Annotated in this window: 22 protein-coding genes; 15 read left to right on the forward strand and 7 right to left on the reverse strand. The window is 65.9% G+C overall.

Features of this window, described 5'->3' with window-relative positions; genetic code table 11:
• Nucleotides 1–26: 26 nt before the first annotated feature.
• Both AB0J29_RS10780 and AB0J29_RS10785 read right to left on the reverse strand, forming a co-directional pair.
• The gene (locus AB0J29_RS10780) at nt 27–1,094 is read right to left on the reverse strand and encodes an amidohydrolase family protein (RefSeq protein WP_364782691.1); all 1,068 of its coding nucleotides are present in this window, start codon (nt 1,092–1,094) and stop codon (nt 27–29) included.
• A 1-nt stretch (nt 1,095) separates the two neighbouring features.
• Nucleotides 1,096–2,469, reverse strand: coding sequence for a glutamine synthetase family protein (locus AB0J29_RS10785; protein ID WP_364782694.1), 1,374 nt, complete (start codon nt 2,467–2,469; stop codon nt 1,096–1,098).
• A gap of 246 nt (nt 2,470–2,715) precedes the next feature.
• Between AB0J29_RS10785 and AB0J29_RS10790 the strand changes: the two genes are divergently transcribed.
• Nucleotides 2,716–6,171: a protein kinase gene (locus tag AB0J29_RS10790; RefSeq protein WP_364782697.1), complete on the forward strand. Its 3,456-nt coding sequence runs from the start codon at nt 2,716–2,718 to the stop codon at nt 6,169–6,171.
• A 213-nt stretch (nt 6,172–6,384) separates the two neighbouring features.
• Here AB0J29_RS10790 and AB0J29_RS10795 read toward each other — a convergent pair whose 3' ends face one another.
• Nucleotides 6,385–8,043 (reverse strand): AMP-binding protein, encoded by a 1,659-nt coding sequence (locus AB0J29_RS10795; RefSeq protein WP_364782846.1) that lies wholly within the window; start codon nt 8,041–8,043, stop codon nt 6,385–6,387.
• Nucleotides 8,044–8,644: 601 nt separating this feature from the next.
• A complete protein-coding gene (locus tag AB0J29_RS10800) occupies nt 8,645–10,042 on the reverse strand; it encodes a PQQ-binding-like beta-propeller repeat protein (RefSeq protein WP_364782700.1) in 1,398 nt (465 codons plus the stop codon).
• Between the two features lie 324 nt (nt 10,043–10,366).
• On the opposite strand from AB0J29_RS10800, the gene AB0J29_RS10805 reads away from it, so the two are divergent.
• The 5 genes from AB0J29_RS10805 (at nt 10,367) to AB0J29_RS10825 (ending at nt 16,339) form a co-directional block, all read left to right on the forward strand.
• Nucleotides 10,367–11,632 (forward strand): glutamate-5-semialdehyde dehydrogenase, encoded by a 1,266-nt coding sequence (locus AB0J29_RS10805; protein ID WP_364782703.1) that lies wholly within the window; start codon nt 10,367–10,369, stop codon nt 11,630–11,632.
• A 55-nt stretch (nt 11,633–11,687) separates the two neighbouring features.
• Nucleotides 11,688–12,599 (forward strand): MoxR family ATPase, encoded by a 912-nt coding sequence (locus AB0J29_RS10810; protein WP_364782706.1) that lies wholly within the window; start codon nt 11,688–11,690, stop codon nt 12,597–12,599.
• Nucleotides 12,600–12,602: 3 nt separating this feature from the next.
• On the forward strand, nt 12,603–14,018 hold the full coding sequence (locus AB0J29_RS10815; RefSeq protein ID WP_364782709.1) for a VWA domain-containing protein: 1,416 nt from the start codon (nt 12,603–12,605) through the stop codon (nt 14,016–14,018).
• Nucleotides 14,019–14,109: 91 nt separating this feature from the next.
• Complete coding sequence (locus AB0J29_RS10820) at nt 14,110–14,385, forward strand: hypothetical protein (protein WP_364782712.1); 276 nt, start codon at nt 14,110–14,112, stop codon at nt 14,383–14,385.
• A 1-nt stretch (nt 14,386) separates the two neighbouring features.
• Nucleotides 14,387–16,339: a hypothetical protein gene (locus AB0J29_RS10825; RefSeq protein WP_364782715.1), complete on the forward strand. Its 1,953-nt coding sequence runs from the start codon at nt 14,387–14,389 to the stop codon at nt 16,337–16,339.
• Here AB0J29_RS10825 and AB0J29_RS10830 read toward each other — a convergent pair whose 3' ends face one another.
• Nucleotides 16,340–16,786 carry a nuclear transport factor 2 family protein gene (locus AB0J29_RS10830; RefSeq protein WP_364782718.1) on the reverse strand — a complete coding sequence of 149 codons (447 nt, stop codon included), beginning with the start codon at nt 16,784–16,786 and terminating at the stop codon, nt 16,340–16,342. It abuts the gene before it with no gap.
• 195 nt (nt 16,787–16,981) lie between these two features.
• On the opposite strand from AB0J29_RS10830, the gene AB0J29_RS10835 reads away from it, so the two are divergent.
• From AB0J29_RS10835 to AB0J29_RS10865, 7 genes are all read left to right on the forward strand, one after another.
• Nucleotides 16,982–17,662: an RsiV family protein gene (locus tag AB0J29_RS10835; protein WP_364782721.1), complete on the forward strand. Its 681-nt coding sequence runs from the start codon at nt 16,982–16,984 to the stop codon at nt 17,660–17,662.
• Between the two features lie 47 nt (nt 17,663–17,709).
• Nucleotides 17,710–18,351 (forward strand): nicotinate-nucleotide adenylyltransferase, encoded by a 642-nt coding sequence (gene nadD, locus AB0J29_RS10840; RefSeq protein WP_364385030.1) that lies wholly within the window; start codon nt 17,710–17,712, stop codon nt 18,349–18,351.
• Entirely contained in the window at nt 18,352–18,804 is a 453-nt protein-coding gene (rsfS, locus tag AB0J29_RS10845) for a ribosome silencing factor (RefSeq protein ID WP_364782724.1), read from the forward strand.
• A gap of 55 nt (nt 18,805–18,859) precedes the next feature.
• Entirely contained in the window at nt 18,860–19,519 is a 660-nt protein-coding gene (locus tag AB0J29_RS10850; RefSeq protein WP_062993388.1) for a histidine phosphatase family protein, read from the forward strand.
• Nucleotides 19,520–20,003: 484 nt separating this feature from the next.
• Complete coding sequence (gene octT, locus AB0J29_RS10855) at nt 20,004–20,735, forward strand: diglucosylglycerate octanoyltransferase (protein WP_364782849.1); 732 nt, start codon at nt 20,004–20,006, stop codon at nt 20,733–20,735.
• 3 nt (nt 20,736–20,738) lie between these two features.
• Nucleotides 20,739–21,581, forward strand: a complete 843-nt coding sequence (locus AB0J29_RS10860; protein ID WP_364782727.1) for a DegV family protein — start codon at nt 20,739–20,741, stop codon at nt 21,579–21,581.
• A gap of 268 nt (nt 21,582–21,849) precedes the next feature.
• A complete protein-coding gene (locus tag AB0J29_RS10865) occupies nt 21,850–22,350 on the forward strand; it encodes a hypothetical protein (RefSeq protein ID WP_364782729.1) in 501 nt (166 codons plus the stop codon).
• A 3-nt stretch (nt 22,351–22,353) separates the two neighbouring features.
• On the opposite strand, the gene thrS is transcribed toward AB0J29_RS10865, so the two are convergent.
• Together thrS and AB0J29_RS10875 are read right to left on the reverse strand one after the other, a co-directional pair.
• Nucleotides 22,354–23,562, reverse strand: coding sequence for a threonine--tRNA ligase (thrS, locus tag AB0J29_RS10870; RefSeq protein ID WP_364782731.1), 1,209 nt, complete (start codon nt 23,560–23,562; stop codon nt 22,354–22,356).
• 207 nt (nt 23,563–23,769) lie between these two features.
• Complete coding sequence (locus AB0J29_RS10875; RefSeq protein WP_364782734.1) at nt 23,770–24,525, reverse strand: NAD(P)H-binding protein; 756 nt, start codon at nt 24,523–24,525, stop codon at nt 23,770–23,772.
• 108 nt (nt 24,526–24,633) lie between these two features.
• On the opposite strand from AB0J29_RS10875, the gene lexA reads away from it, so the two are divergent.
• Complete coding sequence (lexA, locus tag AB0J29_RS10880; protein ID WP_364782737.1) at nt 24,634–25,293, forward strand: transcriptional repressor LexA; 660 nt, start codon at nt 24,634–24,636, stop codon at nt 25,291–25,293.
• Nucleotides 25,294–25,392: 99 nt separating this feature from the next.
• Nucleotides 25,393–25,884 carry an FBP domain-containing protein gene (locus tag AB0J29_RS10885; RefSeq protein WP_364782740.1) on the forward strand — a complete coding sequence of 164 codons (492 nt, stop codon included), beginning with the start codon at nt 25,393–25,395 and terminating at the stop codon, nt 25,882–25,884.
• The last annotated feature ends 300 nt before the right edge of the window (nt 25,885–26,184 follow it).

Genomic DNA, 26,184 nt, shown 5'->3' on the forward strand with positions numbered 1-26,184 from the left:
TCGAGGTACTCGGTAGGAGAGACGCTCTAGTCTCCGGCTAGCGCGTAGGTGCGCGCGGCGTTTCCGCTGGCGATCGCCGTGACGAGCCGTTCGGCGTCAGCGAGGGTGATGGCATCGTCGGCGATCCACTCGTCGAGCAGGCGGCCGAGACCGCGCCGCCACAGCAGTGCGCCCAGGTAGTGCAGTTCCGGAAGTCCGCAGCCGTCCGAGGAGTACAGCAGGGCGCGGAACGGGGCGAGTTCGAATGCTTCGGCGAGTACGGCGTCGGCTCGTTGTCCCACGTAGGGAATGGTCAGCCCGAGGTCGAGGTGTACATGGTCGAAGGCGTGGGCGAGGTAGGCGGCGTTGCGATGGAATGGCCAGCAGTGCAGCAGCATGACCGATAGTCCGGAGCCCGCCGTGGCGTGCAGGAAGTCGCTGAGCAGTAACGGATCGGCGGACTGGAGCCGCAGATCGGTATCACCGAATCCGGTGTGGAACTGCAGCGGCAGGCCGAGTTCTGCTCCGATGCGGGCGCCGAGTCCGACGAGCCAGCCGAGCGTCGCCGGATCGGTGAGGCGGCGTTCGTGGACGAGTGTCGATGGCGGCGAATCGGTGCGTGGGAAGTCCAGGCCGCAGCGGTAGGCCACGATTGTCTTGAGGCCGACGGCATTTCGGACCCGACCGCGCAACGCGATCTCGATATCCTCGAAAGGTCTTTTCGCCGCGCCGATTTCGGTGATCACCTGCTCGGCCACCTGTTCGAGCCGGACGATCTCGCACACCGCACCGGGGGCGAGGGCGGCGAATTCTGCTCGCCCACTACCGAATCCGGTATCGAGAAACCATCGGGTCGTGCCGGCGGCGCGCAGCAGTCGGGTGGTCGCTTCGCGCCAGCCGAGTTCGGCCCTGCGCGCCAGATATCGCTCCGGATCCGCATGTGGTTCCAGGTCGAGAATCGGTGCGCACCAATGCCTTACCGCCAGACCGATCGCCGAATCGAAGGTGCCGCGTTGTCCCTCACCGAGAAGTCGCTCGAAACCGGGGCGGTCCAGATCCGCGGCAACGACGCCGTGACAATGGTGATCGGTGAGTGCGACACCATCAGTGAGCACGCTAGAACCGCCAGCGGGTCAGCTCGACCACCTTGGCCGGACTGATATCCCGATAGCGTTCCGCCTCGGCGCGGCGCACCGTGAGCAGCGCATCGTGCAATTCGACGCCGAGTGCTTCGGCGAGCACCTTGGAGTCCGCGAGTGCGTCGGCGGCCTCCATCGAACTGGTCGGCAACCGCCGCACACCCGACAGCATGAGTTGTTCCGCATCGAAACTTATCGGATCGCCGGTGATTTCGGCGGGCAGCCGCAGCTCTTCGGCGACACCGGCGAGTCCGGCGGCAATGACCGCACCGACGATCAGATATGGATTACCGGTTGCGTCGAAACATTTGACCTCGGCATTGGCCGCCCAGTCCTGGGTGCCCTGCACACCGGTGATGAAGCGCAGCGCGGACTCCCGCGTCTCCCGACCCCAGCATTGCCAGACTCCGGCCCAGCGCGAGGGTTGCAGCCGAAGGAAACTCGCCGGATTGCCCGCGCCGATCGCGACCAGGGCGGGCAGTTCCCGCAGCACACCGGCCAGGAAAGCCTCACCTGCGGGGTGCATGCCATAGGGGCCCGTGCCCGTGGCCAAGAGCGGTCCTTCGTCGTCGTGCAGTGAAAAGTGCAGGTGCGCACCGGAACCCGCGCCGCTGGGCTCGATACACGGCGCGAGCAGTGCGCGCCAACCGTATTGCGCGCTCACCTGCCGGATGGTGTGCCGCACCAGGATCGCGTCATCGGCGGCCGCGACCGGATCATTGGGCACGACGGACAGCTCCAGTTGCGACAGCGCGTATTCCGGATGGAATTGATCGACGGCGATCTCCTGACGTTCCAATGCCGCGACGAGATCGCTGGCGTATTCGCCCACCTGGCTCAACCGGATCATGCTGTAGGCAGGCCCGTATATCACTGGGACGAAATCGTTGTCGACATCCGCGCGCCCGACCGACCACTCCGTCTCGAATGCCATCGATAGCCGCAGACCGGCATGCTCGGCCGCCTTGGCCTGCCGGGTCGCGAAGGCGCGTTGACAGGCGACAAAGCGGGTGCCGTCCTGGGTGAACTTATCGGCGGGCGCCCAGGCCCATCCGGGCTGACAGGCGAGTTCGGTCAATCGGGACAGATCGGGAATCAGGCGCAGATCGCCATCGGGTCCGCCGAGATACCGCCCGACGGACATCAGATCATCGAAGGTGAACGTCTCGAAACAGGGCGACACCCCGATCCCGAACTTGGCGGCATGCGCCAACCGCCCCTTCGGCACCGATTTCACCCTGGTTATCCCGGCATTGTCCACAAAGGTCAGCGCAACCATATGGGCCTCGAGGTGCCCGATCAACGCATCGTGGGCACCCTCGGCCGGTATCCGATCCGGCATAGTGGGCATAGCCCCAAGATAATCCGCCCTCGTCGGGTTTTGCGCCGAATGAGCTTTGCCGGTGGCGCCGCGGCCAGTTCGATGCCCGGCCCACTGCTCCCGTCGTCGCGGCTTATGATCGAGGTGTCGGGACCAGTTGGTTTTCGCCTCGAGAGGTAAGTACATGAGTCGCTCGTGGTGCGGTGTCAGGCCGCCGCAAACGCGCGAATTTTCCGGAAGTCTGCGCCGATGATCGGGTGATCGGGTGATCGGTCAATGTCCGAGGGTAATGCCGAGGGGACGCAACGCGACCTGACTTTCGACATCGCAGCGGAACTGGCTGCGGCCGGGTTCACCGACGCCCAAGAGATCGGCCGCGGCGCCTTCGGCATTGTGTACCGGTGCATCGAGTCCGTACTCGATCGGGAAGTGGCGGTCAAGGTTCTCGGCTCCACGGTCGATGATGAGGACCGGACCCGCTTCCTGCGCGAACAACGGGCGTTGGGGAAGTTCGCTACCCACCCGAACATCGTCCAGGTGCTGACGACCGACGTCACCCCGACTGGACGGCCGTTCATCGTGATGCCCCTGCACCGCAGAGGCTCACTCGCCGCCCGGATTCGCGCGGACGGACCGTTGCCGTGGCAGGAGGTACTGGCTGTTGGTGTGAAGCTGGCGGGCGCGCTGGCGACCGCGCACGCCAGCGGTGTCATCCATCGCGACGTCAATCCCGCTAACGTGCTGATCAGCGACTACGGTGAACCGCAGCTGGCGGACTTCGGTATTGCGCGCGTCGGCGGCGCGTTCGAGACAGCGGCCGGCCGCGTCGCGGGGACCCCGGCCTATACGGCCCCGGAGGTAGTACGCGGCGAACCTCCGACGGTTCTCTCCGATATCTACGGGCTGGGTGCGACGCTGTTCGCGGCTCTCACCGGCCACGCCGCGTTCGAGCGCCAGGCGGGCGAATCGATGGTGGCGCAGTTCGTGCGCATCACCTCAGAACCCGTCCCCGACCTGCGATCCGCCGGCGTACCAGCAATGGTGTGCGCCGTCCTGGAAGCCGCGATGGCGACCGACCCCGCCGACCGGCCGGCCACTGCCAGGGACTTCGGCGAGCGGTTGCGTACCGCGCAGTTCTCTTGCGGTCTGCCGGTGGACACGATGGCCGCTCCGGAGCGCGACGGATCCGTCGAAACCGTGTCGGTCGCGGGTGGTCGGCCGATCCCGCCGACCACCGCAATCGCGTTGGGACCGCAATCGGCGCCGAAGACCCGGTTCCGTCCACCGACGACGCTGCGCCGGCTGGTCGATCGCCCGCGGTTGCTGGAGACCTTGCGGGAGGGACAGTCCAGGCGGCTGGTCCTCATTCATGGTCCGGCCGGTTTCGGCAAGAGCACCCTGGCCGCGCAGTGGGCGCACGCCCTCGATGCGGCCGGCGTCCGAGTTGCCTGGTTGGCGATCGCGGAGGACGACAACAATGTCGTGTGGTTCCTGAGCCACTTGGCAGAGGCGATTCGGCAGGTTCGTCCCACGCTGGCGATCGAACTGACGCAGATTCTCGAGGAGCATTCCGCCGCCGCGGTGCAGCAGGTGATGACGGCCCTGATCAACGAGATCCACGACAGTGCGGAGCCCGTTGCCGTCGTGATCGACGATTGGCACCAAGTGACCAGTCCGGCGACTCTCGCCGCGATGGAGTTCCTGCTCGACAACGGGGGCCACTACCTGCGATTGATCGTCACCAGCCGCACCCGCACCGGTCTTCCATTGGGGCGCATGAGCGTTCAGGACGAACTGGTGGAAATCGACGAGACCGCACTGCGCTTCGATTCCGGGGAAACGACGGATTTCCTGGTTGATGTGAAGAGATTGCACCTTTCCGGCGCCGAGGTCGACCGGCTGCGCGAGTCGACAGAGGGCTGGGTGGCGGCGCTGCAGCTCGCCTCACTGTCACTGCGCGGCAAGGAGGATCCCGGGAGATACCTGCACCAGATCACGGGGCAGCACTACGCCATCGGCGAATACTTGATGGAAAACGTCGTCGGCGCGCTCGAACCGACGATGCTCGACTTCGTCATTCGGACCGCGGTCACCGACATCATCTGCGGAGATCTCGCGGAGGCGCTGACCGGAGTGCGGTCAGGGCAGGAACAGCTCGAGGAGGTGCGGCGCCGAGACCTGTTCCTGCGCAGCATCGATGACGAGCTGCGGTGGTTCCGCTATCACGCGCTCTTCGCGGACTTCTTGCGCCGCAGACTGATCCGGCAGCATCCCGGCTTGCTCGAACAGCTCCATCTGACCGCGTCGACCTGGTTTGCCGAACACGAAATGCTCACCGAAGCCGTGGATCACGCGCTCGCGGCCGGCGCCGCCGAGCAGGCGAAACAACTGGTGCAAGAACACGCCGACACGCTGATCGAAGATTCCCGCATGGCCACCTTTCTCGGGCTGGTGAAGAAGCTGCCCGTCGAGATCACGGTTGCTGATCCACAGCTGCAACTGTCGGTGGCCTGGGCCAATATCTCGCTCCTGCGCCCCGCCGCGACCCGGACCGCGCTGGATCGTGTGGACGCGGCACTGGCAACCGCCGCACCGGACGATCCCGGGACCGCGGATCTGCGCATCCAAGCTGATGTGACGCGAGCCGCGGAATACCTTGTGACGGACCGGTTCAAAGATTTCCCGGATGCCGCCGTGGCATGGCTGCAGCAGCCGGTACGACCGTTCTTCGCCAGCGTCGCGGCGACCACCGCCGAAGCGGCTGCGTTCTACCGTTTCGATTTCGCCGGCGCCCGCCGCTGGCACGCATGGGCCGAGCCCTACCGGACTCGCATCAACGGCCTGGCCGGCGTGGTATACGGCGCCTGCATCGCCGGCCAAGCCGCCGAAGAACAGCTCGACATCGCCGAAGCCGAGGCGCTCTTCCGCTCCGCGTTCACACTCGCCCGGAATAGTGGCAGCCATTCCTACGCGACTCGGCTGGCCAGCGGCCTGCTCGGTGAATTGCTCTACGAGAAAGGGCAATACGCCGAAGCCGCCGAGTTGCTGGCACCCGGTCCGGGTGTCGCGTCCGGTGCCGTGGAATTCCTGGTCGCCACCTACGGGACCGGTGCCAGGGCGGCGGCACTGCGCGGCGACCTCGATGCCGCACGACGACGGTTGGACGAAGGGCAGACGGTCGCGGAGAACATCGCCCTGCCACGGCTGACCGCGCGCATTCTGAACGAGCGGATACGACTGGGTCTGCCGATCACCGACGAAGACCGGCAGAAGCTCGAGCACCTGCCCACGTACCACCGGCAACCGAACCACGCACTTGCGGTCACCGCCGAACTCACCCACGAGTCGGCCATCCGCCTTCTACTCGCCCAACAGTCACCGGCCGCCGCCGAGCGCGGCGTCGCCGCCGCTGAACAGATGGTCGCCGAAATCCGTACCCAGCCTCGCCCCCGCGCTCTTTTGCAGGCTCAGTTGCTGTATGGCGGTTGCCTTTGCGTCGCCGGACGGACCGATCAGGCGATTGCCTGCCTGGCTCCGGTACTTTCTCGGTGCGCCGAAGTCGGTTTCATTCGAGTGGCCGTGGACAGTGCCCCCGCGCTCGCGCCGGTCGTGGAAGCCCTGCTCGCCGCTCCCGAGGCACCCGGCGTGCCACCCCGGCCTTTCCTGCGACAGATTCTGAACGAGATCGATGGAATCAGCGAGCGGACATATCACGAAAGTGATCCCGAATGAGGTAGAAGACGTCGGCGTGTACCGGATCGCGACTGAGTTGCGTTCGGGCTCAACGGCATTGGACGGAGGTGCGGGCGTTGCTGGACGCCTGGAGTTCCATGCTTCAGGGTCCATTTCGAATGGTGAACGTTTCACAATGTCGGTCGTGCAGCGCTCACGGCTGCTGGGCCGGACTGTGGCCGATGCCGATGTAGCTCCGACAACCGAGCCGGGCTACAGCAGATATTGCCGCCCGTTGGCGGCGAACTCGGCTTCGAGCTCCCCCCGATCAGTGGCCGAGAGACGGACGTACTCCGGGGCGCCGCGGCCCGCCCAGAAATACACCGGATCGTCGGTACGCCAGGCCTGCTCCTGCAGTCCGCGCTTGAGCACCTTGTTCGAGCCCGTCACCGGCAGATTCGCTGACACCCGCAGCAGTCGCGGCGTGCCCTTGCTGCCCAGATCGTCTTGGGCGCAGAGGAATTCGGCAAATTCGACCACGTCGAAGCCGTCCGGATCGGGCACCTCGATGGCCGCCATCACCTGATCGCCCGAGCGTGGGTCGGGGACGCCGTACACCGCCGCGGCGATCACCGCTGGATGGCGGCGCAGCACCCGCTCGATCACCAGGGCCGAGGTGTTCTCCCCGTCGACGCGGATCCAATCGCCCTTGCGGCCGGCGAAGTACAGGAATCCGGAGGTGTCGATGTAACCGAGGTCGCCGGTCCAGTACCACCCGTTGCGAATGCGTTCGGCGTCGGCGGCGTCGTTCTTGTAGTAGCCCTCGAAGGTGAGCGCGCCGGCCTTGTCCACCATTTCGCCGATCGCCGCGTCGGGATTGCGGACGCGGCCGTAGGAGTCCAGTTCGGCGGGGGCACATGGGCGCAGCGTTTCGGGATCGATCACCACGACACCCGGGTGCGCGGGGCGGCCGAGCGCACCGGGCGGGGCGTGCGGATCGAGCGCGACCAGGCCCGCCCCCTCGCTGGAGCCGTAGCCCTCGAACAGTTCGGCCCCGAAGCGGCGGCGGAACTCGACCTGGTCGGCCACCGACGCCTCGGTGCCGAACCCCCGCACCAGCGCGTTGTCGGAATCCGTTGCCGTCTCCGGCGTACTGAGCAGGTAGCCGAGCGCCTTACCCACATACGTGAAAAACGTCGCGCCGAAGTACCGCACATCCGGAAGGAACCGGGAGGCAGAGAATTTCGGGGTGAGACACACCGTCGCACCGACCGCCAGTGCGGGCGCCCACAACGCCATGATGGCATTGCCATGGAACAGCGGCATGCAGCAGTAGTCGACATCCGCGCGCACATGACCGAACTTGTCGACGGCGGCGTAGGCGATAGTGGCCAGCCGGCGCCGACTGCATTTGACGGCCTTCGATGTTCCGGTGGTGCCGGAGGTGAACAGCAACAGCAGCAGCGTATCCGGCGCCCCGACGGCCGGACCGGGCTCGGCCCGCTGTGCATCGATCAGACCGGTGTAGGCGGGGTCGTCGACCAGGAGGAAACGATCCGGCTCCAGCCCGAGATCCAGCTCCCGCAACCGTGCCCGCCCGGCGGCATCGGTGACGATGAGCTGGCAGTCGGTGTACCGGATGTCGGCCCCGAGCTGGGCGGTGCCGCGAGTGGGATTGATGCCGACCACCGTTGCGCCCGCCAGCGCCGCCGCACCCAGCCAGAAGACGTAGTCGGGCACGTTCTCCAGCAGCACGCCGATATGAAACGGCCCGTCCCGCCGCAACTTTCGCGCCAGCTCCGCCCGCGCGGCGGATTCGCGTACCACCTCGTCCCAGGTCCAAGTGGCGGTGCGGGTGCGCAGTCCGGGATGGGTGTCGCCGAGGCGGTCGAGGAGCATGGCGGCGATGTCGGCGCGCCGGTGATCAGTCATGTCGTAATCGCTTTCGTGGGCCGATGATCCGAGCCGATCAGGCGCCGGCGTGGACGAACTCGACATATTCGCGGGCAACTCGTCGCGGGTCAGCTTGCGCACCTCGACCGGGCCCGAATGGTAGGAATCCTCGCCCACGATCTTGCCGTCCGCGTCGATCGGCCACAGCAGCACCGATCGGTTCCTGGGCCGCTGTGTGCTCTCTCATTCGGCCGCCTTCGCTGCTGTGGAACGTGCCACCAGAGTGGCAGAGAACGCTCGCGAGGGAAGCGGTTCGCCGGATCGGTCCCAGCGACTGGACCACTCAGCGTCGGTCGCGTCGACCTCGGTTGGCGGAAGTAGCAGATGGCCGTCGAACACAACGGCGCCCAACACTGACCCGACCCCACCCCCACATCGTCCGCACCGCCCTCGCTCCACTGGACAAATGATCACGTGGAAACCATGGCGGCAAAACGCGAGAGGTTACGCCACCAGTTCCACCTGATCTTGATTGTCCGATTTCGGCGGCGGCCACCGACCACGGCCTGCCGATCTTCGACATCTCGGCGCGCTGCGAGGTCACCGACCTCGAGATCGCGCGTAAGGCATCGAAGTCACGTTATGCCGCAGCGTATCCGGTGAATTCCTGCGCGGCCACCGTGACCATGCGGCCACCCATTGCCTTCACCGCCGAGCGCATTCTGGGATCACCACTGGGCGGTGACGGCATCGACCAGGCGGTCGAACCGTCTGCGGCGTTGATCGCGTGCACGGTGGTGCCGTCGGTCAGGATGAGGTGGCTCGCGTCGGCTATGCCGTCGTAGCGCGACCTGTTCGAGAACGGCGTCGGCTGCTGCCAGATTCGGTGTCCGTCGGTGAGATCGAGGCCGACCAGCTCTGATCCATCGAGCGATCGGACGATCACGGTGTTATTCACTACTCCTTGTATCGCGCTCTTGCGTCCGGCGTACTCGTCGATACCGATCTGCGCATTGGTCCAGAGGACTCGGCCTGTCGTTCGCTCGTAGGCACTCTCGCCGGTGAGGATTGGCGGCGGCGTCGCAGTCGCGGTCGGGTACCACTCGAGGAGGAAGCTGGCGTTGCTGACCTCGGTGATCGGGTGGCCATTGCGATCTAGAAGCGTGACCCGTCCCGCGCTCGCGCCGCGATCGATCACCTGCGAAGCGACAATGCCGCCGTCGAACGTGTAGGCAATGGGGCCGGTGAACAGCAACTCGCCGGTACGCAGATCGTAGACGCGAACGTCACGGTCGTGCACGTCCAGGAAGTAGTCCTGCGCGATCCTGGGCCTGACCGGGTCGCCGGGAACGGGCGTCGGATACGTCCGCCGCCAGGTGGCATCGATAGCGGAAGCGGTCCCTCGCGTGACGACGGTGGTCGTCCAGTCCGCGGTTCGGCCGACCACCGAAACCGCACCGTCCCGCACCACCACGTCCATGACCTCGAAGTCCGTCGTATGGTCCCCGAGTACCGCGCCCGTGGCAGCCTCGATGATCAACACTCGATGCGTGCCGTAGCAGGCGAGCTGTCCGTCGAATACCTGCTCACGGCAGCCGAAGAGTTCGCCGACATCGGTCGTCCATCGCACCAGGCCGGTATCCGGATCGATGCCGTGCATCCGCACCGGTCCGACGGTCAGTCCAGCATTTTCACCCGGCGCGGGCTCGCCGGGCACCGCGGTTGCCGCGACGATCATCGTCCCGGCGTCCATCGGCGAGCCGTAGCCGGAATAGCGACCCAGGGAGTACGGCGCGGCCAGCAAAACCGCACCGGGCTCGTCGGACAAGTCGGCAGCGCGCAATGTCCATCGTGGCACCGGAGTGGAGTCGAGCCGGGGCGAAATCAGGAACCGGCCGTACGCTGCGGATACCTCCTGCGGCTGCTCTGGCGATCGGTTCACCCACACGACCGCGGCGATACCCGCCACCACAGCCACGATCAGCACCGTGATCCAGATCCTGCGCTGATCGGTGAGCCACCTTGCAGCCTTGTTCACTCGGAGGACTCCTTCACGCAGCTATCGGGACCAGGCACTGGACGGTGCGGGTATGCAAGGTATCAGCCTGTCAAGGTGAGAACTCGGATCGGACTGCGTCTGATGTGCCGGTTTAGCTTGCCGCGCAGCGTGTTTCGGTTGGGACCAGCTGCCGATCCGCCCCTTCGGAGCCTCGGGTGCGACGTGCTGGCAGCGGCTGCACGAACAGCTGCTGAGCGAACTCGTGCTGACGGTCGGTCGGATCTGCCGAACGCGCTGGTCGACTCCTCGCGCTCGCGGGAATGGGTGCCGAGGCCACTTCGCCCGGTCAGTACGCTGTTGGTCATGACGGTAGGAACGACGACCGGCCAAGATATCCGCGAGACGGTGCATGATGCCGCGCATAAGGCGCGGGTGGCCTCGCGGGTGCTCGCGCAGTTGACCACGGCGCAGAAGAACGAGGCGCTGCATGCTGCGGCGGATGCGTTGCTCGCGGCGGCCGATACCGTGCTCGCCGCCAATGCCGAGGACATCGCGACCGCGCAGGCGGCGGGGACCGAGGAGTCGCTGCTGGACCGGCTGCGGCTGACGAAGGCGCGCATCGATGGCATCGCCTCCGGGCTGCGCCAGGTGGCGGGGCTGCCCGATCCGGTCGGGGTGGTCGTGCGCGGGTCGACATTGCCGAACGGGCTGGAGATCCGTCAGGTCCGGGTGCCGCTCGGCGTCGTTGGCATGGTCTACGAGGCCCGCCCGAATGTCACCGTCGACGCATTCGGACTCGCGCTCAAATCCGGCAACGCGGCGTTGCTGCGCGGTTCTTCCTCGGCCGCGCACTCCAATGCCGCATTGGTGGCGGTGCTGCGGGAAGCCCTTGTCGCACTGGACATTCCGGCGGATGCCGTACAGCTGCTGCCCAGCCACGATCGCTCCAGCGTGACCCATCTGATCCAGGCGCGCGGCCTGGTCGACGTGGTCATCCCGCGCGGCGGGGCGGGCCTGATCAATGCCGTGGTCCGCGACGCCCAGGTGCCCACCATCGAGACCGGCACCGGCAACTGCCACGTCTATGTGCACGAAGCCGCCGATCTGGAGATGGCCGAGCAGATCCTGATCAATGCCAAGACCCGCCGTCCCAGCGTGTGCAATGCCGCCGAGACGGTGCTCATCGATGACGCGATCGCCACAACGGCCGTGCCTCGGCTGATCAAGGCGCTGGAACGCCACGGTGTCACCGTGCACGGCGACCTGCCCGGACTGGTGCCCGCCGACGATAAGGACTGGGGCGAGGAGTATTTGACCCTCGATATCGCGCTCAAGGTCGTCAAGGATCTCGATGCGGCGGTCGAGCACATCAACACCTGGGGCACCGGCCACACCGAGGCCATCGTCACCGCTGAGATGGCCGCGGCCCGCGAATTCACCAGCCGCGTCGACGCCGCCGCCGTCATGGTGAACGCCTCCACCGCCTTCACCGACGGTGAGCAGTTCGGCTTCGGCGCGGAGATCGGCATCTCCACCCAGAAGTTGCACGCCCGCGGCCCGATGGCGCTGCCGGAACTGACCTCGACCAAGTGGATCGTCTGGGGCGACGGCCAGATCCGCCCGGTCTAGATTTCGTTCGCTGTAAGAACCGCCGAGTGCTTGCTTCGGGTCCTCCCGTAGCGTTATGGGTGGGTTTCGAAGGAAGGACGGCTACGTGGGTACCGAAAGCGCAGTGCAGGAGCCGGTCTTCACCTCGGTCGATGATGTGATCGAACGGCTTGCCACGACCGGGTACCTGGCCGATAAGGCGACCGCGACCTCGGTATTCCTGGCCGATCGGCTCGGTAAACCGTTGCTGATCGAGGGTCCGGCCGGTGTCGGCAAGACCGAACTGGCCAGGGCGGTCGCGCAGACCGCGGACGCGGAGCTGGTGCGTCTGCAGTGCTATGAGGGTGTCGACGAGGCCCGCGCGCTGTACGAGTGGAATCACGCCAAGCAGATTCTGCGGATCCAGGCGTCGAGCGAGAACGATTGGGAAGAGACGAAGGCCGACGTCTTCACCGAGGAATTCTTGCTGTCCCGTCCGCTGCTGACCGCGATCCGCCGCGCCGATCCGACCGTGCTGCTCATCGACGAGACCGATAAGGCCGATGTCGAGATCGAGGGTCTGCTGCTCGAGGTGCTCAGCGATTTCGCGGTCACCGTCCCGGAACTCGGCACCATTGCCGCCACCCGCAAGCCGTTCGTGGTGCTGACCTCCAATGCGACGCGCGAACTCTCCGAAGCGCTCAAGCGCCGCTGCCTCTACCTGCACCTGGACTTCCCGGACGAGGAACTCGAGCGTCGCATCCTGGCCAGCCGGGTGCCGGAGCTGTCCGCCGCGGTCGCCGCGCAGTTGGTGCGGATCGTGCACGTGCTGCGCGGGATGCAGCTGAAGAAGCTGCCGAGCGTCGCGGAGTCGATCGACTGGGGACGCACCCTGCTCGCGTTGGGGCTGCAGGATCTCGACGACACCACGGTGCGCGCGACCCTCGGTGTCGTGCTCAAACATCAGGCCGACCACCAGCGCGCGCTGGCCGAACTGAAGCTGGCCTGAGCCATGGCGGCCGGATCGCAGCCCACACTCGATGCGCCGCACGGGATTTCGGGACATCTCGTCGGTTTCGTCGAGGCATTGCGGGCGCGCGGCATCCCGGTCGGTCCCTCGGAGACGGTGGACGCGGGGCGCGTGGTTACGGTGCTGGATCTGATGGACCGCGAGGTAGTGCGCGAGGGGCTGGCCTGTGCGCTGCTGCGCCGCACCACCCATCGCAGCACCTTCGACGGCCTGTTCGACCTGTGGTTCCCGGCCGCCCTCGGCGCGCGCAGCGGCGCTCCCGATGATCTGGAGATTCCACGCACGCCATCCGGTGAGATCGACATTCCGGCGCTGCGCGCACTGCTCGCGGCCATGCTGACCAGGGAGGATTCGACGCAGCAGCAGCAAATGATCGCCGCGCAGCTGGTCGAACAACTCGGGCAGTACGAATCCTCGCGCGGTCCGTCTTTCTCCGCCTACCGGACGCTGCGCGAGGTGCAGCCGGAAACGCTGCTGGCCAGGATTCTGGCGGGTTTGGCTATCGGACCGGATAGCAGCGAATTCGAGACCGAGATCGCCCGCCGCATCGGCCGGCAGCGCATTGCCGGATTCCGCGCCATCGTGGAGGCGGAGACGCACCGGCGGGTCGCCGAGAATATCGGTAGGGAGCGCGTCGCGAGTTATGCCGTCGCCCGGCAGGTCGAGGATGTCGATTTCCTGCGTGCTTCGGAAACCGAACTCGCGGAGCTGCGGCGCAGCACGCAGCGATTGGCCCGGATCCTGGCGTCCCGACTTGCCGTGCGGCGCAGGCACGCTCGCCGCGGTGCGATCGATCTGCGCAAAACGCTGCGCAAATCCATGTCGACCGGCGGTGTGCCCATCGACCTGGTGAATCGCAAACCGCGGCCGGGTCGCCCCGAACTGGTGCTGCTCTGCGATGTATCCGGCTCAGTGGCAGGATTCAGCAACTTCACGCTTTTGCTGGTCAATTCGCTGCGCGAACAGTTCTCCCGGGTGCGGATATTCGCTTTCGTGGACCGGACCGACGAGGTGACCCGGTTCTTCGATCCGAACACTCAGCTGGACCAGTCCATGGCCCGAATCTTTACCGAGGGCAAGGTGGTCGGCCTGGACGGGCATTCCGACTATGGCTATGCGTTGTCGACCTTTGTCGAGCAGTGGCCGGACGCGGTCACCGCCCGCAGCTCGCTGCTGATCCTCGGTGATGCCCGCACCAATTACCGTGATCCGGAACTGAAGACGCTGCGCGAGTTGGTGCAGACCGCCAAACACGCGCATTGGCTCAATCCGGAGAAGGAAAGCAGCTGGGGCACCGGCGATTCCGCCGCCGACCGGTATCGCGAAGTGATCGAGATGCACGAGTGCCGCTCGGCCAAACAACTGACCGCGGTGGTGTCCCGGCTGCTACCGGTATGACGCGATGGTGACCGAACTCATTATCGGTGTCGGTTAACACCATCAGCATTCGTTAAGGGAACCATTGGGGCCGCGCACCAGGATTCGGTCCATGGTGAAGAACGCGCCGCATGGCGCACGGGTGGGGTCGGGCCACAGCGGTAGTGGGGATTATTCATTCCAGGTCGACTTGTATTCAAGTCCCCGGGTCTACATCCGTGAGCTGCGGCAGAACGCGGTCGATGCCGTCACCACGCGCGGGCAGCGTGATGCCCTGGCGCCCACCGCGATTCGATTCGTCGTCGATGAATCGGGTCTGCGCCCAACCGATCACCGCATCGGTTGGGCGACCCGACGTGCGGCGGGCCGGAGCGCGGTGGCAGCCTGAGATGGAAACCTCCGAGATCCAATCCGCGCTGGCACACAGCCGTTCACTGCCGCACGGACGCGGCCGCACCGAACGCCTGGAAATGCTTGCCGCCGCGGCAAAGTCGGGTCCCGACCGGGCACTGGAGGGCAGTGTCCTGTTGGAGCTGGCCCAGGCGTATGCCTATGCGGGCGAACGTGATCGGGCACCGGTCGCCTACGGCCGGCTGTTGCGGATCTATGACGATTTCCCTGCCGAACTCGGTCCGATGACGTATTCGGTGCACTGGTATCTCAAATGGCTGACCTGGGGTCTGATCGATAATCCAGCGGTGCCGCTGCCGACCACCTACCTCTGGCTCTACGAGCTCGAAAGACGTTATCGGCAGCGGGGATACAGTGTGCGCCCGGTGCTCGCCCTGCGTTCCGAGCTGGCACGGGAACTGGGTCAGCACGACCTGGCCGCCGAGCTGTTGGATACCGCGCGTGCGGCACCGCGCGACAGCATGTCCGATTGCGACGCCTGTGAACGCAGCCAATGGGGCGCGAACTACGCGCAGGCCGGTGACGATGAGTCCGCACTGGAGAGCTGGCGTCCGGTCATCGATGGTGCGCGCAGCTGTGCCGAGGAGCCGCATCGGGTGCTCGGGCAGGCCCTGCTGCCGATGTTGCGCACCGGGCGCACCACCGAGGCACGCAGTGCGCATTTGACGGGTTATCCACTGGTGCGCCACCTTCCGGATCTGCGGCGCTCGGTCGGTGAGCACATCGAGTTCTGCGCACTGACCGGAAATGAGGCGCGTGGTCTGGAGATGCTGGCCGAGCACGCGGCGTGGCTGGCCGATCCCGGCGCGGATGTCGCCATTCGGCTCGCCTTCATATCGGGAGTGTGCGTACTGCTGCGGCGGCTGGCTGAACTGGGTCTCGGTGCGCTCGCAGTCGGTGCGGGCACGGCGGATTCGGTCCGTGCCGAGCTGAGCGTCGAAATCGGCGAGCTCACCGCACGGTATGACGCGCGCAATGGCAATACGGTGGTCAGCGAGCGGGTCGCGGCCCGGCTCGCGCAACAACCACTGATCGACCAACTCCCACTCGGTGTGCGAAACACTTTGTCGCGCAGGGACGTCGCTGTGGCGCCCGCCGTTACCGCCACCGTCGCCGAACAAGCCGAGGACGCACTGCAACTCGCCGAACTGGCCGCGGTACGTCTGGTCGACTATCCGCAGGATGCCGAACAGTATCTGCGCCAAGCGCTTTCGATCGGTGCGACCGCACTGCCCGCCGAACATCTGGCCCGGCTGAGTTCCCAGCTCGTCATGGTGCTCTCCGCGCAGCCGGGCCGCGAATACGAACTGGCCGATGCGGCACTCACCGCCGCCGCACGGTGGGAACCGATTTCGGCCGCGGATGCGATACACCTCACCTTCGTCGCCGCGCGCGCCTGCCATCGGGCCGGACGGCACGGCGAGGCCGCCGCGCTGTTCGAACAGGCGCTCGCGGCCGGCGAACAGCCGTACCCGCCCGCCGAAATGGCGATCGTGCGCCGGCAATACGGCGAGTCCCTGCGCAAGCTCAACCGATTCCGTGATGCGGCACAGCAGTTCGTCGAGGCGGGCTGTCTCGTCTACAACAATCCGGACCGCGTCGAACTCGAGGCCGAGCTCATATGGTCGGCGGCCTCGGCCCTGGACTATTGCGGCGATGATGAACAAGCTGTCGTGGCCTTCCTCCGCGCCGCTCACCTCTGGGGCACCCTCGACCGCATCGGCTCCCGAGCCAAATGCCTACGTTCCGCGGCGTGGTTACAGCGATACGGCGCCGGAATGGCATCCGACCGCCCATGGCTCACGACCATGCGCGATCTACTCACGGAACTGGAAGACCTGGCCGAAACCTCCCCATCGCCCGAGGTGACCACCGAACTTCTCAACACCCGCACCCAACTTGCCGATATGCAGCGCGACGAGGACGACTGATCACCTGGCCGACTGCTCGGCGACAAGCCCGCCGAGCAGCGCTTCGACCTGGTCGAAAGCGATGGCAGCGGCGAGCGGGTTCGAATAGCTGCGGGTCGAGACGATCAGCCCGGCACGTACCCGGGAGACATTGATGATCCGGAGATCGAACGGCTTGCCGGTGGCCAGCACCGTGCCGTTGATCCGGTATTCGGAGATGACAACCTCGGGGTCGGCGGTCTCGTGGATGTGGACGTCGTCGACGGAATCGAAGCGCTGGATCCGCGCGCCTGCCACCAGGTGCGCGCGAAATGCCTCGCGGCCCACCTCGGGATGTTGCGCCCCCGGCGGTAGGAACGGCAGTTCGAACACCGCATCAATGGCATACATATCGGCCATCTCCGGGGTCGGTCCGCTAGCGATCAAGGTCAGCAGGCGTTCGATGGTCTCACGAGGGGTCACGGACATGGCATACTCCTGTGCAATAGATAACCGGGGCAATCCCCCCGGTTAATATACGGGGTATGCGCTTCCGACGACTGTTGATCGAAAACGCGCGTGCTGAAGCCGGAGATCCGCGCGGTCGTCAGCAGTTGATGAACCCGCAATAGCTCGCGGTGGTACCTTCTCGGGCACGGGACGCGAGTTATTCGTGGAGGCGTAATGAGGAAGACCGCTGCCGCTGTCCTGGTCAGCGTGCTGTTCGCCGTGCTCACGGCGTGCGGGTCCGCTGATCGGGCCGACACACCCGCGGCACCGGCGTTCACCGCGACCTCGATTCGGCTCGAGGGCCCCTGGTACTCCTTCGACCTGCCGCAGGTCGCAGGCGGCACCGAGAAAGCGCGCACCGACTTCAACGAAGGCATGCGCGCCGAGCTGGATCCGTACCTGCGCGCCGCGGCGGAGAACCAGCGGGTGAAGGGCTTCAACAGCGAGGTCGCCCACATCGGCCGCCATGTGCTCAGCGGTGTGCTCGGCATCGAGGTCAGCGACGGCTATCTGCATCCGACCACCTTCAAACGCACGCACGTGACGGATATCGACACCGGCAAAGCGCTCACCCTGCCGGATCTGTTCACCGATCTACGGCAGGGCCTGGAGCGGCTCTCGGCGCAGGCGCAGGAGCAGATCCCCAAGACCCGCGTCGGCACGAACCCCTACGACAAGGAGCGCATCGCGCCCGCCGTGGAGAACTTCAAGGACTGGCTGGCCACACCCGACGGTCTGCGCGTCTACCTCGGGGAGATCGCCTCGCACGCGCTGGGCTATATCGACATCACGATCCCGTGGTCCGAACTCGACGGAGTGCTGAAGCCGGGTCTGCGGGCAATCGTCAGCAGTTGACCGTCCGGCCCCGGCTCGGACCGAACCGACCGTTAAGCTCGGCTCTCATGCAGGAGAACGGTCGGCGTCGACGCAAGCTGGGGGTGATGGGTGGCACTTTCGACCCCATCCACCACGGCCACCTCGTCGCCGCCAGCGAGGTCGCGAACCGGTTCGAACTGGACGAGGTGATCTTCGTCCCGACCGGACAGCCGTGGCAGAAGGCCGATAGGCAGGTCAGCCCGGCCGAGGATCGCTACCTCATGACCGTGATCGCGACCGCTTCCAACCCTCGATTCTCGGTCAGCCGGGCCGATATCGACCGGGGCAAGGTCACCTACACCGTCGACACGCTGCGCGAGATGCGCACCAAGCATCCCGATGCCGAGCTGTACTTCATCACCGGAGCTGACGCGCTCGCCAACATCCTGACGTGGCAGGATTGGGCGGAGTTGTTCGAACTGGCGAAATTCGTCGGAGTGAGCCGACCGGGGTATGAGCTGAACACCGATCATCTCGAGGAGCATCTGCGTGACCTGCCGGTCGATGCGGTGACCATGATCGAGATCCCGGCGTTGGCGATCTCATCGAGTGACTGCCGTCGCCGAGCCGCGGAGAACCGGCCGGTCTGGTACCTCGTGCCCGACGGCGTCGTGCAGTACATATCGAAGCGGCATCTGTATGTGCCCGTTGGAGTGGAAGGTAGTTAATTGAGCGCATCTGTCGAGTCGGTGGAGATGGCGCAGGTCGCCGCGCGCGCGGCGGACGAGAAGCTGGCCACCGACGTCGTGGTGCTCGACGTGTCCGAACAGCTGGTGATCACCGACTGTTTCGTGATCGCTTCCGCGCCGAACGAGCGTCAGGTCAATGCCATCGTCGACAATGTCGAGGAGAAGCTTCGCCTGGCCGGACACAAGCCGGTCCGGCGCGAAGGCACCCGCGAGGGCCGGTGGGCACTGCTGGATTATGTCGACATCGTCGTGCACATCCAGCACAATGACGAACGCAATTTCTATGCGCTGGAACGGCTCTGGAAGGATTGTCCGGTGGTTCCGGTGGACGGGATCGCGGCCGGGACCGAGGTGCGCGAGCACACCGAGTCCGAGGGCGTCGCGGTACGTGGTCAAGCGGGGGAAGACAGCGTGAGCGAGCGTAGCGAGTGAACCATCAATACTGCGAGCTTGCTCGCGGCGGAGCCGAGCGGAGCGAGGCGCAGCTGTGAGCAAGTATGCCGGCGTCCGCACGCTGATCCTGTTGCGGCACGGGCAGACCGAGTGGAATGCCGCCGACCGGATGCAGGGACAAATCGACACCGATCTCACCGAACTCGGTCGTCGTCAGGCGAAAGAGGCCGCACGCGAACTGGTTTCGCGCAATGCGATCGCGATCGTCTCCTCCGATCTGCGCCGTGCCTTCGATACCGCCTCGGCACTGGCCGATCACACCGATCTTCCGGTGGTCCCGGATCCGCGGCTGCGTGAAACCAATCTCGGTGACTGGGAGGGGTTGACCCATCTGGAGGTCGACGCCGACTATCCGGGCGCGCGGGTGGCCTGGCGCTTGGACGCGGCCTATACCCCGCCGGGCGGGGAGAGCAAACTCGAGGTCGGCGCACGGTCACTACCGGTTGTGCGGGAATTATTCGCCGAGCGGCAGGATTGGCCGGGCCGGACTATCATCCTGGTGGCGCATGGCGGGCTGATCGCCGCCCTCACCGCCGCGCTGCTCGACCTGCCGCCGCGGAACTGGCCTGCCCTTGGGGGACTGGCCAATACCAGCTGGGTACAGCTGAGCAGTCACGGTCCGAGCATCGATCAGCCCGGCTGGCGCCTGGATGTGTGGAACGCAGCGGCGAAGGTGGCCCCGGATGTCCTCTGAAGAACCGGTTCGGCAAGTACCGGATGAATTGTTCCGTCGGGTTTCGGCAAAGCCCGAACGGGCGATCCCGGATGCGCTGTTCGGACCTTCCCCGGTGCAGCAGGTCGAGCCGGCGGAATCGGCCGAGTCCGAGGGCGATGAAACGGTTGCCGCCGCCGACTCCGGGGAAGGTAACGAGGAGCCGGCCGGACCCGCGACCGTATCCGGAAGCGGTGTGGAGCCCGCGGAACCAGCAGGTGAGCCACCGGAAGGTAGTGCGGCGGCTGCCGATACGAATATCGCGGCGTCGACCGAGGAATCGGTGATCGGCGCTGCCCCCGCAGATGAGTCCATAGCTCCCGCAGCGGAATCCGCGCCGGATGTCCCGGCCGCGGTTTCGACAAGCGGTGCCGAATCCACTGTCACGGTGGATTCGGTCGTCGACGAGCCCGAATCGGTACCCGAGCCCGAATCGGTTATCGGTGACGAGGTTTCGGCCGCCGCGGTGGAACCGGCCTCGACCGATGTATCGGATCGTCCGGTGCTGCTGGTGATCGCCGACTCGCTGTCCTACTTCGGTCCGAAGGGCGGCCTGCCCGCGGACCATCCGAAGATCTGGCCGAACCTGGTCGGCGCCGAACTCGACTGGGATGTCGAGTTGGTCGGGCGAATCGGCTGGACCTGCCGGGACGCCTACTGGGCGTTGATCGGCGATCCCCGGGTCTGGGCCACGGTGCCGCGCGCGGGTGCGGTCGTCTTCGCGGTCGGCGGCATGGACACCTTGCCCTCGCCGCTACCGACCGCGCTGCGCGAGTTGATCCGCTATGTGCGTCCCCCGGCGCTGCGTCGCGTGGTTCGCGCCACCTACAACTGGTTGCAGCCGAAGCTGTCGAAACTCGGTCGCCCCGTGGCCTTGCCGCCGAAGGTGAGTGTGGACTACCTGGAGCAGTCGCGCGAAGCGCTGGCCCAGCTGCGCCCGGATCTGCCGGTCGTCGCGGTACTGCCATCCGTGCACGACTGTGCCGCCTACGGGCATGTGCACAGCGGTCGGGAGCCTGCCGTCGAGGTGCTGCGCGCATGGTCGGCCAAGACCTCCGTCCCGCTGGTCGATCTCGCGGAAGCGGTACGTGAGGACATCTTCTCCGGCGACGCGAATCCGGACGGCATCCACTGGGGCTGGGCCGGACATACCGCGGTCGCGAATGCAATGGTGAAGACCTTGCAGGAGGTTCGGTAGTCCGTGGCCGTTGTGGTCGTCACCGATTCGTCCGCGAGCCTGCCTGCCGAACTTGTCGGTGAGTTGGACATTGCCATTGTCCCACTGCATGTTCTGGTCGGTGACCGCACCATCCGCGAAGGTGTCGACGCCATCGATATCGATTACGGCTCCGATACCGTGACGACCTCGGCGGCCTCGCCCGGTGAGCTGCGCGCGGCCTACGAACAGGCCCTGGACCGCAGCAACGGGGACGGTGTTGTCGCGGTGCATCTTTCGCGCCAACTCTCGGGCACCTGGGAGGCGGGACGACAGGCGGTTCGCGATATGGATGCTGCCGATCGGGTCAGGTTGGTCGATTCACTCGGCGCCGGTCTGGCCACCGGCCTGCCGGTGCTCGCCGCCGCCCGGCGCGCGCATAGCGGCGCGAACGTGAATGTCGTCTATGACACCGCCGTTGCCGCGGCCAGCCGATCACGCACCTTCGTCCTGGTGAACCGCACCGAACAGTTGCGCCGCGGCGGCCGATTGAGCAGCGCCGCCGCATTTTTCGGCAGCGAACTGGTGAGCAAACCGCTGCTACAGATCGTCGAGGGCCGCCTGGAACTGCGCGAAAAGGTTCGCACTCGCTCCAAGGCATACGCCAAACTCGTTGCGGCAGCGGTGGATGCGGCGGGTGACGATGGCGCCGCCGTCGCGGTACAACACCTGGGTGCCGAGGACGCCGCGAATACCGTTGCCACCCAACTGCGCGAGTTGGTGCCCGGCATCGGTGAACTGATCGTCGCGGAATTCGGGCCGACCCTCGGCGTACATCTCGGCGTCGGTGCTGTCGGTGTGGTGGTCGTCCCCGGCGGCTGCGCGTGATCGGCCGCGGTTCAGCACTCGCGAATATGCCGCCTCTCCGGTCGAATGCTGTGGTGGGCCTAATAATTTCTGCGTGATCGTAACCCCTTCGGTCGGCATCGGAGGTGACTATCATCGCGGCGATGACGAGTTCCGCAACGCGAAGGCTCTGAACTGATCGACGATGCCACGATCCACAATGTGCGGCGGGTCCGCTCGGCGACCCCGCCCGACCCGACCACCTCAGCGGGAAATCACCGAGTGCGGCAAGGGCTTTCGGCGATGTCGAGTGGGATGGCGGAGTTTCGATATCGAGGCGTTGCACGAAAGCCATGGCGACGATGTGGGGAACGAATGCCCGATCTGCGATAAGCACCGGGGGATCGGGGCGCTGGTCGGCCCGGTGCTCTACGCCGACGACCTGGTGTTGGTGACGCATCGGCCGCTCACCGAGGGCACGCCGGTGCCGGGCTACCTTTTCGTGGAAACCCGGCGGCACGCACCGACGTTATCGACCTTGACCGACGCCGAGGCGCAGGCGGTTGGCTGGGCCGCTCGACGCGCCGCGCACGCGTTGCACGTCGAGCTGGCATCGGAATTCGTGTTCTCCGCGATCACCGACCTGAGTGTGGCGCATTTCCATCAGCACGTATTCGCTCGTCCATACGGCACCCCGGACTGGGTGCCGTGGACGAACGCCGATGCGTGGCCGGACGGGCCACATATCGATGCGTGTGCGCTCGGTGAACTGTGTGATCGCTTGGCGATTCACTTCGTGACCGAGCAGTGATGGTCACAGCAGGGTGCTGTGTGCGGCGATGAGTTCGGTTATCCGGGAAAGTAATTCGTCGGACGACAAGGGTTCGAGGCGATGTCCGTTCCGAAGACGCACCGCGACAAGGTCATTCGCGACCTCCTTCGGACCTATCACAACTTGATAGGGGACCAGGCGGGCCTGGCGAATACGCGCGCCGAGACTGCCGAGTTCGTGATCGGCGATTTCGGCGCGCAGTCCCAGCTCGCGGCAGCGTGCGAGGAGCGCTTCTGCAGGTGCCGCTTCAGCCGCCGAAACCGGCAGGATGATCAGCTGGGTCGGGGCCAGCCAGGCCGGGAACGCTCCGCCGTGCACCTCGATCAGGTGCGCGACGGCCCGCTCGACGCTGCCGATAATGCTGCGGTGCACCATGACCGGGCGGTGTTGGGCACCATCCGCACCGATATAGTGCAGATCGAATTGCTCCGGTTGGTGGAAGTCGACCTGCACAGTGGAGAGGGTGAATTCGCGGCCCGCACTGTCGGTGAACTGGATATCGATTTTGGGGCCGTAGAACGCGGCCTCGCCCTCGACTGCTTCGTAGGGTAGGCCGGAGCGGTCGAGCACGTCGGTGAGCATGGCGATCGACTGCTGCCAGAGTTCCGGGGCCACAACGTATTTCCCGCCCGGTCCGGGCAGTGAGAGGCGGTATCGGGTGGGCCGGATGCCCATGGCCGCGTGGGCCGATCGGATGAGTTCCAGCGCGCCCGCGACCTCGTCGGCGACCTGATCCACGGTGCAGAAGATGTGTGCGTCATTGAGCTGGATCGCGCGGACCCGGGTCAGTCCGCCGAGGACGCCGGAGAGTTCGGAGCGATACATCCCGCCCAATTCGGCCATCCGCAACGGTAATTCGCGGTAGCTGTGCGAGCGGGAGCCGAACATCACCGCGTGATGCGGACACAGGCTCGGGCGCAACACCACCTGTTCGCCGCCCAACGCCATGGGCGGGAACATATCGTCGCGGTAGTGCGACCAGTGCCCGGATATTTCGTAGAGCTCCCGCTTTCCGAGCACCGGTGAGTACACGTGTCGGTACCCGGCTCGTCGCTCCGCGGTGCGGATGAATTCTTCGAGTGCGTGGCGCACGGTGGCGCCATCGGGCAGCCAGTACGGCAAGCCGGATCCGATCAGTGGGTCGGTATCGAACAGGCCGAGTTCGCGGCCGAGTTTGCGATGGTCGTGCATGGGATCTCCTCGCGGACAGCGGGCGAGTGACCACAAGACGAAGCCCCAGGCACTCGCCCGGGGCGTTCGTTCAAGACAGAAATCAGCGCGCCGGGACAGTCTCCGGCGTCGTCGTCACAGCGGCGCGCTTCATGTGCGCCACAGTAGCAGAACCGTCACAGCGCTGGCAGTTCGGTTATTCCGGCGGCCGCGCCAGCAGATTCGCGCTCACGCCTGCTCGGCGAGGAAGTTTTCCCAAGCGAGCTTGCCGACTGTCGCACCATCGAGGGTGAGATTCTCCTTCGCGCGGTACGCGCGCCCGACCTTGCCCGGCACCGGAACCGGTAGGAACAGCCGTCGTTTGCCCTCGGCCTTCAGGTAGCCGCGGATCAGCTCGGCCATCGAGTACACCGTCGGCCCAACCAGATCCGCCACCCGCCCGGCCGGCGCGCCGCGCGTCAGCTCCACGAGCCGCGCGGCCACTTCCCGCGAATCGACCGGCTGCCACAGCACCGCACCGGGCGCCGGGACGATCGGGCTCTGCACCATGGCACGCGCGGTCTTCAGGGCGAGGTCGTGGAACTGGGCCGCGCGCAGGATGGTGTACGGGACGCCCGATTCGATAATGGCCTGTTCGGCGGCGTACTTGGCCCGGAAGTAACCGATCGGCAGCTTTTCGGCGCCGACAACGCCGATGTAGATGATGTGCTGGACACCCGCTTTGACGGCGGCGTCAACGAGGTGCCGGGTCGCCACCTCGTCGCCCTTGGGGCCGCCCGCCAAGTGCAGGATGAGCTCCGCGCCGTCGACCGCCGCCTCGACGCCGGTGCCCGCCAGCAGATCCCCGGTCACGAATTCGATGCCATCGGTCGACTCGTGGGCATTGCGGCTGAGCATTCGAATCTTGAAACCCGCTTCGACCAACAGTGGTGTGACGTGGCGGCCCAGCGTGCCGGTGCCGCCGGTCAGCAGGATTGTCGTCATGGTTCCTCCGAAGTTCGCGTGGGCCGATGTCTGTACCCGGATGACGACGCAGGCGGACCGGGTGTGACAAAGCCGGGAATTGTCCGCGCGCACCTCTAGGATTCCCGGGTGACCGGATATGACCACGATGCCTTCGAGCACCTCGACACCTCGACCCTGCCGCCGCGCCAGCAGCGGATCCTCGCCACGATTCGGGACTGGGTGCTGCGGTACGGGTACGCGCCGAGTACCAGGGAGATCGGCGATGCCGTCGGCCTGCGGTCCTCGTCCTCGGTCTCGAAGCATCTGAAATCCCTGGAGGACAGGGGATTTCTGCGGCGCGGGGAGACCATGTCGCGGCCGATCGATGTGCGGATGTTCCTGCAGGCTTCCGTGGTCGCGGAGCAGGTCGAGGATTCGGTCGCGGTTCCGGTCGTCGGCGATATCGCGGCGGGCACGCCTATCCTCGCCGAGGAGCACGCCGACGACATGATGACGCTGCCGCGTGAACTCGTCGGTCGCGGAACGGTTTTCGGGCTGCGCGTGCGCGGCGATTCGATGATCGATGCGGCTATCTGCGACGGTGACCTTGTGGTGATCCGCAAACAGCACGAGGCGCATTCCGGTGACATCGTCGCCGCGATGATCGATGGCGAGGCGACGGTCAAGGTCTATCGGCGTCGCAACGGGCATATCTATCTGGAACCGCGGAATCCGGCCTACGACGTGATCGACGGTGACGAGGCCGTGGTGCTGGGGAAGGTTGTCTCGGTGATGCGTCGCGTGTGAGCGCGGCGCGGCGGCTCGAAATTCCGTTGCTCGGGCTAATGACCAGCGGTAACGTCGCTTCGGTTTGTCAACCGATCGATCGAAGGAGTCGATGCCGTCATGAAAGCCGTCACCGAACGCGACATCAGGTCGTCGTTCATCAACTGTTCCAAGACGACCGCCAAGAAGTTGCCGGTGCCCGGAGACCTGGACGCACAACCGTGGGATGACCTGGATTTCCTCGGCTGGAACGATCCGTCGCTACCGGGCCGCGGCTATCTCGTTGTGCCGCAGGACGATCGCATCGTCGGCGTCGCACTGCGTTATGAAACCGGCGGATCCGGCCGGACCCAGATGTGCGCGATCTGCCTGACCTCGCATACCGGGCGGGGTGTGTCGCTGATGACCGCGCGCAAGGCCGGCGAATCCGGGCGCCGGGGCAACTCGATCGGTACCTACATGTGCACCGATCTGGCGTGTTCGCTGTACGCGCGCGGTAAGCGGACGCCCGCGCTCGGCAATCGATACCGCGAAAATCTCATCACCGAGGAGACCAAGATCGAGCGGGTTCGGGAGAATATGAACGCCTTCCTCACCAGGCTGTTCACCTAAATCCGTCGATTCGGTTCCAGCACTGAAATGGAGGTAGATGCCATGTGCCGACACTCAACACAACGCGGGATGCCCGAGATTCCTCTCCGGTTGAGTAGGCCCGGATTCGGTCCGGTCCGACTCATCCGGAGAGGACTCACTCTTCTTCCGCCAACCCTTGCTGGCCAGGCCAGTCGGTATCATTCAGCTGAATGTCAGCTGCGTTCGAGTTCGCGAGGGACTGGCGATGGCGACGAGGCGGGTGTGACGAGGCTGCCGCACTATGCGGCGATGCTGGCGATGGCGGGTGCCCTCCACAAC

The organism is Nocardia sp. NPDC049707 (assembly GCF_040674855.1).
GTDB lineage: Bacteria > Actinomycetota > Actinomycetes > Mycobacteriales > Mycobacteriaceae > Nocardia.

Excerpts from the sequence above, each read along its gene's own strand:
- AB0J29_RS10785 (WP_364782694.1), bottom strand. The coding sequence starts at position 2,469 with ATGCCCACTATGCCGGATCGGATACCGGCCGAGGGTGCCCACGATGCG.
- AB0J29_RS10790 (WP_364782697.1), top strand. The coding sequence starts at position 2,716 with ATGTCCGAGGGTAATGCCGAGGGGACGCAACGCGACCTGACTTTCGAC.
- AB0J29_RS10795 (WP_364782846.1), bottom strand. The coding sequence starts at position 8,043 with ATGACTGATCACCGGCGCGCCGACATCGCCGCCATGCTCCTCGACCGC.
- AB0J29_RS10805 (WP_364782703.1), top strand. The coding sequence starts at position 10,367 with ATGACGGTAGGAACGACGACCGGCCAAGATATCCGCGAGACGGTGCAT.
- AB0J29_RS10810 (WP_364782706.1), top strand. The coding sequence starts at position 11,688 with ATGGGTGGGTTTCGAAGGAAGGACGGCTACGTGGGTACCGAAAGCGCA.
- AB0J29_RS10815 (WP_364782709.1), top strand. The coding sequence starts at position 12,603 with ATGGCGGCCGGATCGCAGCCCACACTCGATGCGCCGCACGGGATTTCG.
- AB0J29_RS10820 (WP_364782712.1), top strand. The coding sequence starts at position 14,110 with ATGGTGAAGAACGCGCCGCATGGCGCACGGGTGGGGTCGGGCCACAGC.
- AB0J29_RS10825 (WP_364782715.1), top strand. The coding sequence starts at position 14,387 with ATGGAAACCTCCGAGATCCAATCCGCGCTGGCACACAGCCGTTCACTG.
- AB0J29_RS10830 (WP_364782718.1), bottom strand. The coding sequence starts at position 16,786 with ATGTCCGTGACCCCTCGTGAGACCATCGAACGCCTGCTGACCTTGATC.
- AB0J29_RS10835 (WP_364782721.1), top strand. The coding sequence starts at position 16,982 with ATGAGGAAGACCGCTGCCGCTGTCCTGGTCAGCGTGCTGTTCGCCGTG.
- nadD (WP_364385030.1), top strand. The coding sequence starts at position 17,710 with ATGCAGGAGAACGGTCGGCGTCGACGCAAGCTGGGGGTGATGGGTGGC.
- thrS (WP_364782731.1), bottom strand. The coding sequence starts at position 23,562 with ATGCACGACCATCGCAAACTCGGCCGCGAACTCGGCCTGTTCGATACC.
- AB0J29_RS10875 (WP_364782734.1), bottom strand. The coding sequence starts at position 24,525 with ATGACGACAATCCTGCTGACCGGCGGCACCGGCACGCTGGGCCGCCAC.
- AB0J29_RS10885 (WP_364782740.1), top strand. The coding sequence starts at position 25,393 with ATGAAAGCCGTCACCGAACGCGACATCAGGTCGTCGTTCATCAACTGT.